The following is a 13,172-nucleotide window of genomic DNA, read 5'->3' as shown; positions in this document are numbered from 1 at the left end:
TCCAAACAAAAGGGGCCCCGCACCATGGTGCGAGGCCCCGGATATTCATTCGACGGCTTAGGTTACTTGACCTTCACCGCGATAAAGGCCGGCGGGTTGCGCCCGCGGACGACCGACAGAAGCACCTGCGGGCGATTGGCCGACTTGGCCGCCTGAACGCCGCGGGCAAGATCAGCCGCCGTGCGCACCGGCGTCGAATTGATCGACACGATCACGTCGCCGCGGCGCAGCTTGCGGCCCGCGTCGCTGGACGGATCAACAGCCGAGATCACGGCGCCCTGCACCGTCGAGTCAACGCCGACCTGACGCGCGATCGCCGGGGTTAACGGCTGAACCGTCACGCCGATGCCGTTCGAGGCCGGAACGGCGGCGCCATCCTCCGAATCCTCGCCGAAGGTGTCGTCACCGCCGCCGAGCTGCTGAGCGAGCTGCTCCTCGTTCGGACGCACCGTCGTGGTCACCGTGACCGTGGTCGGCTTTCCGTCACGGATCACATCGAGCCGTGCCTGCTGGCCCGGTGCGACATTGGCGACGAGATAGGACAGCGTCGTTTCCGGCGTGACCTGCTCACCGTTTACGCGCGTCACGACGTCGCCGGCGCGCAGACCGCCCTTGGCAGCCGGACCACCCGGTTCGGCGCGAGCGATGATCTCACCCGAGTTCTTCGGCAGGCCGAGCGCTGCGGCGATATCGTCGTTCAGCGGCTGGATCGTCACGCCGATATAGCCACGCTGAACGGGCTTGCCCTTCATCAGCGTGTCGATGATCGGCTTGGCGTCCTCCGCCGGGATGGCGAAGCCGATGCCGATGTTGCCGCCCGACTGCGAGAAGATCTGGCTGTTGATGCCGATCACTTCGCCGTTGAGGTTGAACATCGGGCCACCCGAGTTGCCCTGGTTGATCGAGGCATCGGTCTGGATGAAGCGATCATTGGCGCCGCCCTGGCCGGTGACGCGATGCACCGCCGAGACGATGCCGGCAGTGACCGTGCCGCCCAGGCCGAACGGATTGCCGATCGCGACGACCCAGTCGCCGACGCGGGCGCGAGCCGAATCGCCGAACTTCACATAGGGCAGCGGACCCGGCGCATCGATCTTCAGCAGCGCGAGATCGGACGCGGTATCGCGGCCAACCAGCTTCGCCACATATTCCTTGCGGTCCGGCAGCGTGACGCGGATCGCCTCAACGGTTGCCTGCCGGTTGCCCGGAGCGACGACGTGGTTGTTGGTGACGACATAGCCGTCCGGCGAGATGATGAAGCCCGAGCCGAGCGACTGCGCCTCACGCGTGATCGGCGCGCCATTCTGCCCGCCACCACGACCACCGAACTGCCCGAACAGTTCGGCGAACGGCGTGCCGGCGAACGGATTGGTGGGCTGCGCCACCGTCACCTTTTGGTCGGTCGAAATGTTGACAACCGCCGGCTGAAGCTTCGCGACCAGGTCGGCAAAGCTCATCGGCGCCCCGGCACGCGGTGCCGATGCCTGCATCGTCCCCGGCTCGTTCTGCGCGCTCTGCGCAGAGGCAGGGTGCTGCAAGGCAAGCGAAGCGGCAGTGCCGCCGAGGAGAAGAGCGCCAGTAAGCGCATAGGCGTAACGCACGATCGTCATGTTCCTCTCGTTTGTCCGGCGCGACCGGACCCAAAATCTCAATGCCGCCAAAACCATGAACGGCGTTTGAATATGAACGAACCGGACGCTTTCCCGTTGCGCGCGGGCAAACAGGGTTAGCGGCCGTTGAATTCCTTCAGATAGGCATTGTCGCGGCTCATTATAATATTGGTCGAACCTTCCGGACGCGCGCCACCGTCAGCACCGAAGGTATGACGATAGGACTGCATTGCGCGATAGAAGTCGTAGAACTTGGGATCCTTGCTGAACGCCTCAGCATAGATCTTGGCCGCACGCGCGTCGGCCTCGGCGCGTACGATCTGTGCCTGCTTCTGGCCCTGGGCGCGAATGGTGTTCGCTTCCTGCTGACGCGCGGTGCGCATCCGCTGCAACGCGCTGTCGAGCGGGCTGCCGTCGGGCAGGTCGGCGTGCTTGATCCGCACATCGACGATCGCCGCGCCATATTGGCGTGCGTCGCGCTGTAACGAGGCCTGGATCGCGTCCATCACCTTGCCACGTTCAGGGCTGAGCAGGACGGAGAAGGGCACCTTGCCCAATTCGTTGCGCAGCGCCGTGCCGAGCAGCGGGCGAAGCTGATCTGCCACCCGCTCCTCGGTGTTCGACGTGCTGCCGGTGGAAGTGACGGCGCGCAGCGGATCGACGATGCGGAAGCGCGCGAAGGCGTCCACGTTCAGCCGCAGCTGATCGGTCGACAGCACCAGCGTATTGTCGAGATCGGCGTCGAGCACGCGCTTGTCGATCCAGACGATCTTGTCGATGAACGGCACGCGCGCGATCAGGCCGGCGCCGGTGCGGCCGATGACCTGATCGTTCTGCCACTGGTTCACCAGCCGGATCGGATTGTTGAGGCGAAGGATCACCGCCTGCTTCGTTTCCGGCACGATCGCGAAGCTGGCGGCCCCGACGATCACCGCACCGAGCGCGGCGAACCCGACCGCGACGGGATTGCGGAACAGCGTGCTCATCGGCCAGCCTCCGCCGTCGGGGCGGGCGTGGGCTGCGTCACTTCGGTCTGCGGCTCGGTCAGCTTGCGCGCGCGGTCGAGCGGCAGCAGCGGCGCCACGCCGGGAGTTTCAACAATCGTCTTGTCAGTCTTGGCCAGCACGGCCTCCATGGTTTCGTAATACATGCGGCGGCGGGTAACCTCGGGCGCGAGGCGATATTCCTCGAACACCTTGTCGAAGGCAGCGGCCTCACCCTGGGCGCGGGCGATCACCTGCTCCGAATAGCTGCGCGCATTGTTGAGATTGCCGACCGCTTCCTGCTGGGCCGCGGTGACGGCGTTGAAATCGTCGATCAGGCTGGCGGGCGCAGCGGCCTGACGGATCGACACGCCCTGGACGCGGACGCCGGCGTGATATTCGTTCAGGATCTGCTGCATCATCTGGGCGACGCGCGCCTCGATGTTGGTACGGCCGGCACCGATCGCCTCGTTCAGCGTGGTGGTGGCCAGCACCGCGCGCATCGCGCTTTCGGCGGTAGCGCGAACGGTTTCCTCGGGATCCTTGATCTCGAACACGAAGTCGCGCGGATTATCGACGCGCCAACGCACAGTGTAGGCGAGGTCGAGGATGTTCTGATCGCCGGTCAGCACATTCTCGCTGCCGTCGCGCGGGAATTCGTCGACACGGACCGCCTCCACGTCGACCTTCTGCACCGACACGAGCGGTGCGGGCAGGGTGAGGCGAATGCCCGGATCAAGTTCACCCGAATAGCGGCCCAGGAACGTCACGACGCCGCGCTGCTGCGGGCCGATCTGGTGGACCGAGGTGAAAAGGATCCATGCGGTCACGATCAGCACAGCGCCGATCATCCACAGGCTGCGCGGGTTGGCGCCGAGCGGCATCTGCGGGCCGTTGCCGCCGCCCGAGCCACCGCCGCGCGCGCGCTTCAGAAACTCGTCAAGCGCGGTCGCTTTTGGTGCGCCCTTGCGGCCGCCGGGCGGCACTGCCCAAGGGTTCCGGGCGCCACCATTGGTGTCGTCGTTGCCGCCGTTGCCCCATGGGCCGTTGGAGGAATCGTTCATCAGGATCGGCGGTCGGCGCAGCCACTGCGGCATCATGGTCATAGTGTCTTTATAGGTGCGCGACGCGCGAAAAACAGTGCCCAGCGGCCATGAAGGGCGTATCGGCCGCCGCCATGGACGAGAATGAGGCAAAACAGGCCGTTGCGGCCGTGGCCGGCAATCGGGCGAGCGTACGGGTCGAAGGCGAGCGGATCGGCGTCGTGCTGGACGCAACGGGGCTCGATGCGAAAGCGCGCGATGCGATGGAGGCGGCGGTGCGCATGGCGATCGGCCCCAACGGCCGCGTCGTGGTGACGGCAGAACGCGCCGCACGCCGGCTGATCGCGGTGGCGAGCGGCAAGGGCGGGGTCGGCAAGTCGACGGTCGCTGCCAATCTGGCGATCGCGCTGCGCGGGGCAGGGCGGCGCGTCGGGCTGGTCGATGCGGACATCTATGGCCCGTCGCAGCCGCGGCTGATGGGCGCGGAGGGCGAGCGGCCGCAGGCGAAGGACAAGGTGCTGCTGCCGGTGCCGACCCCTTATGGCGTGCCGATGCTGTCGATGGGGCAGCTGATCGAGCCGGGCAAGGCGATCGCGTGGCGCGGGCCGATGGCGGCGGGCGCGCTTGGCCAATTGGTCGAGGCGGACTGGGGCGCCACCGACACGCTGGTACTGGATCTGCCGCCCGGTACCGGCGACGTCCAGCTGACGATGATCCAGAAATATCGTCCGGCCGGCGCCGTGATCGTGTCCACGCCGCAGGACCTGGCGCTGATCGATGCGACACGCGCGATCGATTTGTTCAACAAGGCGGGCATCCCGATCATCGGCCTGATCGAGAACATGGCCGGCTATATCTGTCCGCATTGCGGGGAGATTTCGGATCCGTTCGGCCGCGGCGGGGCGGAAACAGCCGCGCGTGACCTGGGCGTGCCGTTCCTGGGCCGTATCCCGCTGACGATCGATATCCGCACCGCTTCCGACGCGGGCCAGCCGCCGGCGGTGCGACCGGACGACACGGTGTTCCGCCCATTGGCGGAGGCAGTGGTGCAGTGGCTGGAAACCAGCGGCGGCGGCGGGCGTTAGAAAGGGACCGATCGTGCCGTATGCATCCTGGCTGCGGCACGAGCGGACCATCCCACGAAAGGCCGTTTCATGCCGCTGACCGCCGATTCCGACATCAAGGCGCTGCTCGAAGAAACCCGCACCATCGCGCTGGTCGGTGCCTCCGACCGGCCGGATCGGCCAAGCTATGACGTGATGAAGAAGCTGCAGGATCACGGCTATCGCGTGATCCCGGTGAACCCACAGATCACCGGCGAGCATGTGCATGGCGAATATGTCTTTCGCGAGCTGTCGCAGATCGGCGAGCCGATCGACATCGTCGATATCTTCCGCCGACCGGAAGCGGCGGGCGAGGCGGTGGACCAGGCGATTGCGGCAGGGGCCAAGGCGGTTTGGATGCAATTGGGCGTGGTAAACCATGAAGCCGCCGCGCGCGCCGAAAAGGCGGGGCTGATGGTGGTCATGGACCGGTGCCCGGCGATCGACATTCCCCGCCTGGGCGTGGCGCCAATCACCACCGACTGACCGGGCGGCTGCCGGCGGGTCAGCACACCCATGGCGGCGAGTGATATCAGACACCGGTATCGCTGATCGTCGTTTCAGCGCCGCTGCGGGCTTGTCGCGCGGCGCGTGATACCGCAAGAGATAGGACATGACCGGCGACAAGCCGGCGCCAGCGTTGAGGGAGCGGGGCGAGATGGATGAACCGGTCGCCCATGTGCACGGCCGCCCCGGTCAGCGTGATCTGACGACCGGGCCGATCGGATCGGCGCTGCTGATGTTCGCGCTGCCGACGCTGGCCTCCAACGTCCTGCAATCACTGAACGGATCGATCAACGCGATCTGGGTCGGCCGTTTCCTGGGCGAAGGCGCGCTGGCCGCGACGTCGAACGCCAATATCATCATGTTCCTGATGTTCGGCGCGGTTTTTGGCTTCGGCATGGCTGCGACGATCATCGTCGGGCAAAGCTGGGGCCGCCGCGATGTCGATGCCGCGCGCCGCGCGTTCGGCTCGGCGATCGGACTGGTGCTGCTGGGGTCGATCACGGTGGGCGCGCTGGGCTGGGTCTATGCGCCGCAGATCCTGATGGCGCTGGCAACACCGACTGACGCGTTCGAGCCGGCGCTGGATTACCTGCGCGTCATCTTCCTCGCGCTGCCGCCGTCGATGCTGCTGGTGCTGATGTTCATGGGGCTGCGCGGCACCGGGGATTCGGTGACGCCATTGTGGTTCATGGGGCTGGCGGTGCTGATCGACGCGGCGATGAACCCGCTGCTGATCGCCGGGATGGGCCCGTTCCCGCGCATGGGGATCGCAGGTTCTGCCACCGCGACGCTGATCGCCAACATCGTGGCGCTGGGCGCGCTGGTGGCGTGGATTGCGTGGCGCGACCTGCCGCTGCGGCTGAAGGGGGCGGAGATCCGCTATATCCTGCCCGAGCCGACGCTGGTGCGCACAATCGTCGGCAAGGGCGTGCCGATCGGTGCGCAGATGCTGGTGCTGTCGGTCTCGGCGCTCGCCATGGTCGGGCTGGTCAATCGCAACGGGATCGACACCGTCGCCGCCTATGGCATCGTTCAGCAACTGTGGGGCTATGTGCAGATGCCGGCGATGGCGATCGGCGCCGCCGTGTCGGCGATGGCCGCGCAGAACATCGGCGCCGGGCGGTGGGACCGGGTCGCCCGGATCACGCGCGCCGGGATCATCTACAACGTCGCGATCACCGGGATCACCGTGGCGCTGGTGCTGTCGCTGGACACCGTCATCATCGGGCTGTTCATTCCGGGCGCAAGCGCAGTGCTGCCGATCGCGCAGCATATCAACCTGCTGGCGACCTGGGGCTTCATCATGTTCGGCGGCACGATGGTGCTGTTCGGCGTGATCCGCGCCAATGGTGCGGTGTGGGGCCCGTTGGCGATCATGACCATCGCCATGTTCCCGGTGCGCCTCGGCGTCGCCTTCGCACTGTTGCCGATCATCGGTTCGGACGCCTTGTGGTGGAGCTTCCCGGTGGGGTCGGGCGCCAATCTGATCCTGGCGGCGCTGTATTATCGTTTTGGCCGGTGGCGTGAGGGCGGGTTGCTGGTGCCGGAAAGCCATTCGGACGAGCGCAGCCATGCGGATATCGAGCCCGCCGGCAGCCTGAAGCCGGTTCCCTGACGTTCGTTCCCTGAAGTGCGTTCTCTGGAGGGCGTTCCCCGGCGCTGATCCGCTTGGCCTGGGGCGGTCAGCCGTGCGGCGTATCGGGATCGCGCGGCGCCATGACACGGATCACCCCGGCCGCGATCCTGGCCCGCACCGGCGTATGCGCCAGCACCTCGCCGTCGATCGAGATCGGCAGGCTGGGGCGCGTTTCCACCTTCAGATCCTTGCCGCTGAAGGTGATCGTGTCCTGATGCCGCGCCTCCATCCCGAAGAAGCTGGTAAACCAGTTCTTGAGCAGCGTGCGGCGGTAGCGCCCGGTGACCGCCTGGACGACGATCTGCCCCGAATCTACATGCGCCTCGTCCACCAGCCAGGTGCCGCCGTGATAAGGGCCATTGGAGATGCGCACTTCGACGACGCGCATCCGTTTTTCCTCCACCCCGTCGTCGACGGTGAGGATGAACGGGCGGAAGCGCAGATATTGCAGCGCTGCCCAGCCGAGATAACCAACGCGGCCGAGGAACTTCTTCAGATGATGCGGCACCGTCTCGGCAATCTGCGGCGACAGCCCCATTGCTGCGCAATTGGCGAAATAATCATTGTCGATCATGCCAAGGTCGATCCGCCGCGGTGTGCCGTTCGCCAGCACCTCGATCGCGCCGTCGATATCGAGCGGCAGGCCGAGAGTACGGGCAAAGCTGTTGGCGGTGCCGAGCGGCAGCACGCCCAGGATCACATCCTCGCCGACCAGTCGGTCCACCAGCCCGCTGACCGTGCCGTCGCCGCCGCCCAAAATTACCAGATCGGGCTTTTTCGCCAGCGCGGCGTCAATCGTCTGCTCCAGTTTGTCGGGATCCTCCACGGCATGCGCATCGACCGGATAGGGAAGCGCCTCCAGTCGCTTGCAGGCACGTCGGAACAGTTTCTGTCCCTTGCGTGACTTGGCGTTGACGATCAGGGCGGCGGACCGAACTTCGCTCATCACGCCGCAAACGCACGACTTGCGGTTTCGCCCCCGTAACACTTGCACAGCCAGTCGGCGCGGCGCACATGCCGTGGCCATGCACGCCTCCTTTCCCGCTCTTCGCCTTCGTCGTACCCGCGCCGCCGACTGGAGCCGCCGCCTGCATCGCGAGACGACGCTGACCCCGGCCGACCTGATCTGGCCGCTGTTCATCGCCGACGGGGAAGGCGTCGAGGAGCCGATCGCGAGCCTGCCGGGCGTGTCGCGCTGGTCGGTGGACCTGATCGTTGAGCGCGCCCGCGAGGCGCAGGCGCTGGGCATCCCGTGCCTAGCCTTCTTCCCCAACACGCCGGCGCATCTGCGCAGCGAGGACGGGCGCGAGGCGCTCAATCCCGACAATCTGATGTGCCGCGCGATCCGTGCAGTGAAAGACGCGGTCCCCGATATCGGCATCCTGACCGATGTCGCGCTGGATCCTTATACCGCGCACGGCCATGACGGACTGATCGATGCGGCGGGTTATGTGCTGAACGATGCCACGGTGGAACTGCTGGTCGGCCAGTCGCTGAACCAGGCCGCGGCGGGCGCCGATATCATTGCGCCGTCGGACATGATGGACGGACGCATCGGCACGATCCGCACCGCGCTGGAGGCCACGGGGCACGCCAATGTCCAGATCATGGCCTATGCCGCCAAATATGCCAGCGCCTTCTACGGTCCGTTCCGTGACGCGGTGGGCAGCCGGGGGCTGCTGAAGGGCGACAAGAAAACGTACCAAATGGATTACGCCAACGCCGAGGAGGCGCTGCGCGAGGTGGCGCTGGATCTGGCCGAGGGGGCGGACAGCGTGATGGTGAAGCCGGGGCTGCCGTATCTCGATATCGCGCGGCGGGTGAAGGAACGCTTCGAAGTGCCGGTGTTCGCGTACCAGGTGTCGGGCGAATATGCGATGATCGAGGCGGCGGTCGCGGCTGGCGCGGCGGATCGCGACGCGATGGTGATCGAAACGCTGACTGCCTTCAAGCGCGCGGGCTGTTCCGGGGTGCTGACCTATCATGCCGTTCATGCCGCGAGGCTCCTCGCCGCGTGATCGAAACCGATCGCCTGATCCTTCGCGTGCCGGAGGCGCGCGACCGTGCGCCGCTGCATGCGATGTGGGCGGATCCGGCGGTGATGGCCGATCTTGGCCCGGTGAAGTCCGAAGCCGACAGCGATGCCGCGCTGCGCAGGCATGCGAGCTACGCGCCGCTCGGCTTTCTCGCGGTGGTGCATCGCGATCATCAGGAGACGATCGGCTTTTGCGGGCTGAAGCCGGGCGCGCCCGACACGCCGATCGCCGGCATGCTCGAAATCGGGTGGATGCTGGCGACGCCATATTGGGGCGCGGGCTATGCGTTGGAGGCGGCGAGCGCGGTCATCGCCTGGGGCTGGCGCGAGCGGCACGAGGACGCGATCGTGGCGATCACCGCACGGCAGAATGACAAGAGCCGCGCGCTGATGACCCGGCTGGGCATGGCGCACGACCCCGCGCTGGATTTCGACCATCCGCTGTTCGCGGCGGAGGATCCGCGGCGTGACAGCGTGACCTATCGGATCACGCGACCGTGATCGATCGTCCGCACCATGGCTGAGCCGCAGCGCACAGGACGTGCGCTTTATGTCCTGACAATCCTGGCGGGATCATTTCTGCTTTTCCTCGTTCAGCCGATGGTGGCGCGGATCGCGCTGCCGCGGCTCGGCGGGGCGCCGGCGGTGTGGAATTCGGCGATGCTGGTGTACCAGGCGCTGCTGCTCGCCGGCTATGGCTATGCCCATGCGCTGGGCAGGTTGCCGGTGCGACGGCAGGCGGCGGTTCACCTGGGCTTGCTGGCGCTGGCCAGCCTGTGGCTGCCGATCGGGGTGCTTGGCTGGGCGCTGCCGAGTGGCACCGCGCCCGAACTGTGGGTGCCCTGGCTTCTGGCTGCCTCGATCGGGCCGCTGTTCGTGGCGGTATCGGCGCAGGCGCCGCTGATCCAGCGCTGGTTCGCGGCGGCGCGGCCGAGCGAGGACCCCTATCGGCTGTATGCCGCGTCCAACCTTGGCAGTTTTGCTGGCCTGCTCGCCTATCCGCTGCTTGTCGAGCCGCTCGTGTCGGTCGCTGGCCAGCGCTGGCTGTGGACCGCGGGATATCTGCTGCTGATCGCGCTGGTTGCCTCAATCGGCTGGCGCCTGCCCGACGCGGCGGCGCAGCGCGCGACGGCGGTGGCGGACGAGGGGCGGCCCGGCTGGCGACGCGTGGCGCTGTGGATCGCGCTGGCGCTGGTCCCGTCAGGGCTGATGCTGGCGACATCGACCTATATCACCACTGACATCGTGGCGATGCCGCTGCTGTGGGTGCTGCCGCTGGGGTTGTACCTGCTGAGCTTCAGCATCGCCTTCGCCGATCGACGCGAGCCCGCCGACTTCATCACGCGGATCGCGCCGATCACGATCATCCTGTTCGGCGGGGTGATGATCGGCGGATTTCAGCTGCAGCCGGCGTTCGGCCTGCTGCTGGCGCTGACGCTGCTGTTCATGGTCGCGGTGGCGCTGCACACCGCCATGTACCGGCTGCGCCCGGCGCCCGAGCGGCTGACCGGTTTCTACCTCGCCATGTCGGTGGGCGGTGCGCTCGGCGGATTGTTCGCCGGATTGATCGCGCCCGCGCTGTTCGACTGGACGTGGGAATATCCGCTGCTGATCCTGGCCGCCGGCGCGCTGGTGCCGCAGGCGTTCCTGCTGCCGGGGCTGCAGGGACTGTGGCGGCGGGGCCGGGGAGTGCCGGCGCTGGTCGTCGTGGCGGCGGTCTGCGCGTTGCTGCTGATGCTGCGCCAATGGGGGCCGACGGCGTGGTTTGGTGAGCATCGTACGGGATTGATGTTTGCTGCCATCGCGGTGCTAGGGCTTGCATCGATCGGTGCACGGTCGGCCTACGTCACCGTGCTGGGGATATCGCTGCTGCTGTTCGGCGGGATCAACGCGCTGCGCATCACCCTGGCCGGCGATATCCGCACGCGCAGCTATTTCGGCGTTTATACGCTGTCGGAGCAAAACGGCGAGCGGACGCTGGCGCATGGCACGACGGTGCACGGGGTGCAGCTGCTGGGATCGCCCGAGCGCGAGCAGCAGCCGACGACCTATTACACGCCATCCTCGGGCGTCGGCCGGGCGCTGACCATCGCGCCCGCGCTGTACGGCCTCGAGGGACGGATCGGCGTGGTCGGATTGGGGACAGGGACGCTCGCCTGCTATGCGCTGCCGACGCAATATTGGACGTTCTTCGAGATCGATCCGGTTGTCGCCGACTTGGCGCGTACGCGCTTCTCCTTCCTGCGCACCTGTACGCCCGATGCCAAGACCGTCATCGGCGACGCGCGCGTGTCGATCGCCGCGGCCAAGCCGCAATCGTTCGACCTTCTGGCGCTGGACGCCTTTTCATCCGACGCGGTGCCGATCCACCTGCTGACCAAGGAAGCCTTCGCCGATTACGGCCGGGCGCTGCAGCGACGCGGCCTGCTGCTGGTCCATATCTCCAACCGGTACATGGACCTGACCCCGATCGTGGCCGCCGCCGCGCGTGCGGGAGGGTGGCAGGCAATCGAGCTGATGGACCGGCCGCCGCTGAACGAGGACGAGGCGTCGCTGTCACACTGGATCGCCCTGTCGCGCGACCCAGCGGTGCTGCGCGCGCTGAAGGGCTATGGCACTGGCTGGGTGGCGATCGACCAGGCCGGCGCGGACCAAGGGTGGACCGACGATTATGCGTCGATCCTGCCGCTGCTTCACCCCTGAGGCGGAATTATTCGGCGCTCCGTTCGACCGAGTCGAGGATCCGCGCGCCGGCCATGAAGACGGCGATCGGGCAGACCGAGAAGAGCAGCCAGCCGGCGGGGCCGGGATAATCCTGCAGGTAGTGAACGCCGCGTTCGGTGGCGCCGAGGCCCAGGCCGTAAATGACGACAAAGGCTTCGAATTTGGTCTTGATCGTGAAGAGGCGAGCGAGACGAGCGAACATGGCGGCTGTAGCAGCAAGAACCGGACCAGCGGCGGAAAACCGCCAAATCCGGCGTCGACACAAAGGTTAATTGTCAATTAACCTTACAAGATCGAGCGCTTCATGAAGCGCGCGATGCGCCTGATCGACTTGGCGGAGCAGCGCGGGGTCGCCGATCCGGTCGAACGCAATCGCCTCTGGCCAATCAGTGGAAACGACATCGGCGATCAGGTCCAGCTTTGCTGCGTCGACCATGAAGCGCGGATCGACTGTCGCGGGATCGCACACCACCCGCAGCCGTAGACAGGCCGGGCCGCCGCCATTGGCCATGGATTCGCGGACATCGACCACCTCCACGGCACGGATCGGGCCATTGCTGGCGAGGTGATCCTGCAACCACGACCAGACGGGGGCGCTATCGCGCGCCTCGCCGGGCACGATCAGCGTCTGCGATCCGCCCGGCACGCTGACGAGCTGCGCGTTGAAGATATACGATTGGATGGCCTCGGCCAGACTCACCTTGGCGTCTGCCACCTCGACGATCTCCACCTCCGGCATCAGGCGGCGCAGGTCCGCGTAGAAGGAGGCGGGGTCGGCGAAGGCACGTTCATGCGTGAAGAGCGTGCGTTCGTTGGCGACGGCGACGACATCGTTATGAAACGCGCCGGCGGCGATCGCCTCCTCCGATTGCTGGACGAACAGGGTGCGCGCGGGATCAAGGCCATGGCCGCGTGCGATCGCCTCACTTGCTTCGCGGTGTTGCCGCGCGGGAAAGGGGCCGCCTGTCTCGCCATAGACGAAGACCTCAACGCCGGGCGCGTCGTGCGTGGTGCACAGCCGCATGTGGTTGGCCGCGCCCTCATCCCCAAACGGCGCGGGGACGGGTGGGTGAACGAAAAAGTCGCTCGCGGCAAAAGCAAGGCGAAGCTGCGCCAGCGTCGTCGGCCATTCGTGGCTGCGGTGGGGCATGGTGACGAGGTTGGCGACGGTCAGATGACAGCGGCGGTCGGCGCAGTCGGCCGCCGGCGAGACGGTGGCGGCATTGGCCGCCCACATCGGCGAGGCGGAGAAGGCGCGCGCCTGGAGATGCGGCGCGGCGTGGCCATAGTCGCTGTTAAGTGAGCCGAGCCAGCGGTGGTTGGGGCGAGGGTGCGGCAACAGCACGCCCTGTGCCAGCCCGAGCGCCAGATTGCGGCGCATTTTCTCTATCCCCTGCAGCGCGGCGGCGCGGGGGTGCGAGGTGGCGCCGGCGTTCCGCGAGGCGGCGAGATTGCCGGGGCTGAGGCCGGCGTAATTGTGGCTGGGGCCGACGATGCCGTCGAAGTTGACCTCCTGGATCATGCGCGGGCC

12 protein-coding genes are annotated in these 13,172 nt (G+C 66.9%); 6 read left to right on the top strand and 6 right to left on the bottom strand.

Annotated elements, in window-relative coordinates:
* Positions 1 to 62: 62 nt before the first annotated feature.
* The 3 genes from K0S66_RS07070 to K0S66_RS07060 all read right to left on the bottom strand — a co-directional run bounded on the left by K0S66_RS07070 (position 63) and on the right by K0S66_RS07060 (position 3,699).
* On the bottom strand, positions 63 to 1,601 hold the full coding sequence (locus tag K0S66_RS07070; protein WP_301074675.1) for a Do family serine endopeptidase: 1,539 nt from the start codon (positions 1,599 to 1,601) through the stop codon (positions 63 to 65).
* Positions 1,602 to 1,726: 125 nt separating this feature from the next.
* Positions 1,727 to 2,596: a protease modulator HflC gene (locus tag K0S66_RS07065; protein WP_301074630.1), complete on the bottom strand. Its 870-nt coding sequence runs from the start codon at positions 2,594 to 2,596 to the stop codon at positions 1,727 to 1,729.
* The gene (locus K0S66_RS07060; protein WP_301074629.1) at positions 2,593 to 3,699 is read right to left on the bottom strand and encodes a protease modulator HflK; all 1,107 of its coding nucleotides are present in this window, start codon (positions 3,697 to 3,699) and stop codon (positions 2,593 to 2,595) included. Before K0S66_RS07060 ends, K0S66_RS07065 begins: the two co-directional genes overlap by 4 nt.
* A gap of 71 nt (positions 3,700 to 3,770) precedes the next feature.
* Between K0S66_RS07060 and K0S66_RS07055 the strand changes: the two genes are divergently transcribed.
* The 3 genes from K0S66_RS07055 (at position 3,771) to K0S66_RS07045 (ending at position 6,861) form a co-directional block, all read left to right on the top strand.
* Complete coding sequence (locus K0S66_RS07055; protein WP_301074674.1) at positions 3,771 to 4,721, top strand: Mrp/NBP35 family ATP-binding protein; 951 nt, start codon at positions 3,771 to 3,773, stop codon at positions 4,719 to 4,721.
* 69 nt (positions 4,722 to 4,790) lie between these two features.
* Positions 4,791 to 5,225 carry a CoA-binding protein gene (locus tag K0S66_RS07050; protein WP_301074628.1) on the top strand — a complete coding sequence of 145 codons (435 nt, stop codon included), beginning with the start codon at positions 4,791 to 4,793 and terminating at the stop codon, positions 5,223 to 5,225.
* 172 nt (positions 5,226 to 5,397) lie between these two features.
* The gene (locus tag K0S66_RS07045) at positions 5,398 to 6,861 is read left to right on the top strand and encodes an MATE family efflux transporter (protein WP_301074673.1); all 1,464 of its coding nucleotides are present in this window, start codon (positions 5,398 to 5,400) and stop codon (positions 6,859 to 6,861) included.
* Between the two features lie 67 nt (positions 6,862 to 6,928).
* Here K0S66_RS07045 and K0S66_RS07040 read toward each other — a convergent pair whose 3' ends face one another.
* Entirely contained in the window at positions 6,929 to 7,828 is a 900-nt protein-coding gene (locus K0S66_RS07040; protein ID WP_301074627.1) for a YegS/Rv2252/BmrU family lipid kinase, read from the bottom strand.
* 79 nt (positions 7,829 to 7,907) lie between these two features.
* Here K0S66_RS07040 and hemB point away from each other — a divergent pair, with 79 nt between their 5' ends.
* Genes hemB through K0S66_RS07025 form a run of 3 tightly spaced genes read left to right on the top strand, consistent with a single transcriptional unit; the run spans position 7,908 to position 11,620 of the window.
* Positions 7,908 to 8,900 carry a porphobilinogen synthase gene (hemB, locus tag K0S66_RS07035; protein WP_301074626.1) on the top strand — a complete coding sequence of 331 codons (993 nt, stop codon included), beginning with the start codon at positions 7,908 to 7,910 and terminating at the stop codon, positions 8,898 to 8,900.
* Entirely contained in the window at positions 8,897 to 9,418 is a 522-nt protein-coding gene (locus K0S66_RS07030; protein WP_301074624.1) for a GNAT family N-acetyltransferase, read from the top strand. Before hemB ends, K0S66_RS07030 begins: the two co-directional genes overlap by 4 nt.
* A 15-nt stretch (positions 9,419 to 9,433) precedes the next feature.
* A complete protein-coding gene (locus tag K0S66_RS07025; protein WP_301074623.1) occupies positions 9,434 to 11,620 on the top strand; it encodes a fused MFS/spermidine synthase in 2,187 nt (728 codons plus the stop codon).
* 7 nt (positions 11,621 to 11,627) lie between these two features.
* Here the strand turns inward: K0S66_RS07025 and K0S66_RS07020 are convergent, their stop codons facing one another.
* Together K0S66_RS07020 and K0S66_RS07015 are read right to left on the bottom strand one after the other, a co-directional pair.
* Positions 11,628 to 11,843, bottom strand: a complete 216-nt coding sequence (locus K0S66_RS07020) for a hypothetical protein (RefSeq protein ID WP_046409928.1) — start codon at positions 11,841 to 11,843, stop codon at positions 11,628 to 11,630.
* A 66-nt stretch (positions 11,844 to 11,909) separates the two neighbouring features.
* On the bottom strand, positions 11,910 to 13,163 hold the full coding sequence (locus K0S66_RS07015; RefSeq protein ID WP_301074622.1) for an N-succinylarginine dihydrolase: 1,254 nt from the start codon (positions 13,161 to 13,163) through the stop codon (positions 11,910 to 11,912).
* Positions 13,164 to 13,172: the final 9 nt, after the last annotated feature.

The organism is Sphingomonas sp. (assembly GCF_029239295.1).
Lineage (GTDB): Bacteria > Pseudomonadota > Alphaproteobacteria > Sphingomonadales > Sphingomonadaceae > Sphingomonas.
The sequence above is the reverse complement of the archived record's forward strand: the minus strand, read 5'-3'. Positions and strand labels throughout refer to the sequence as shown.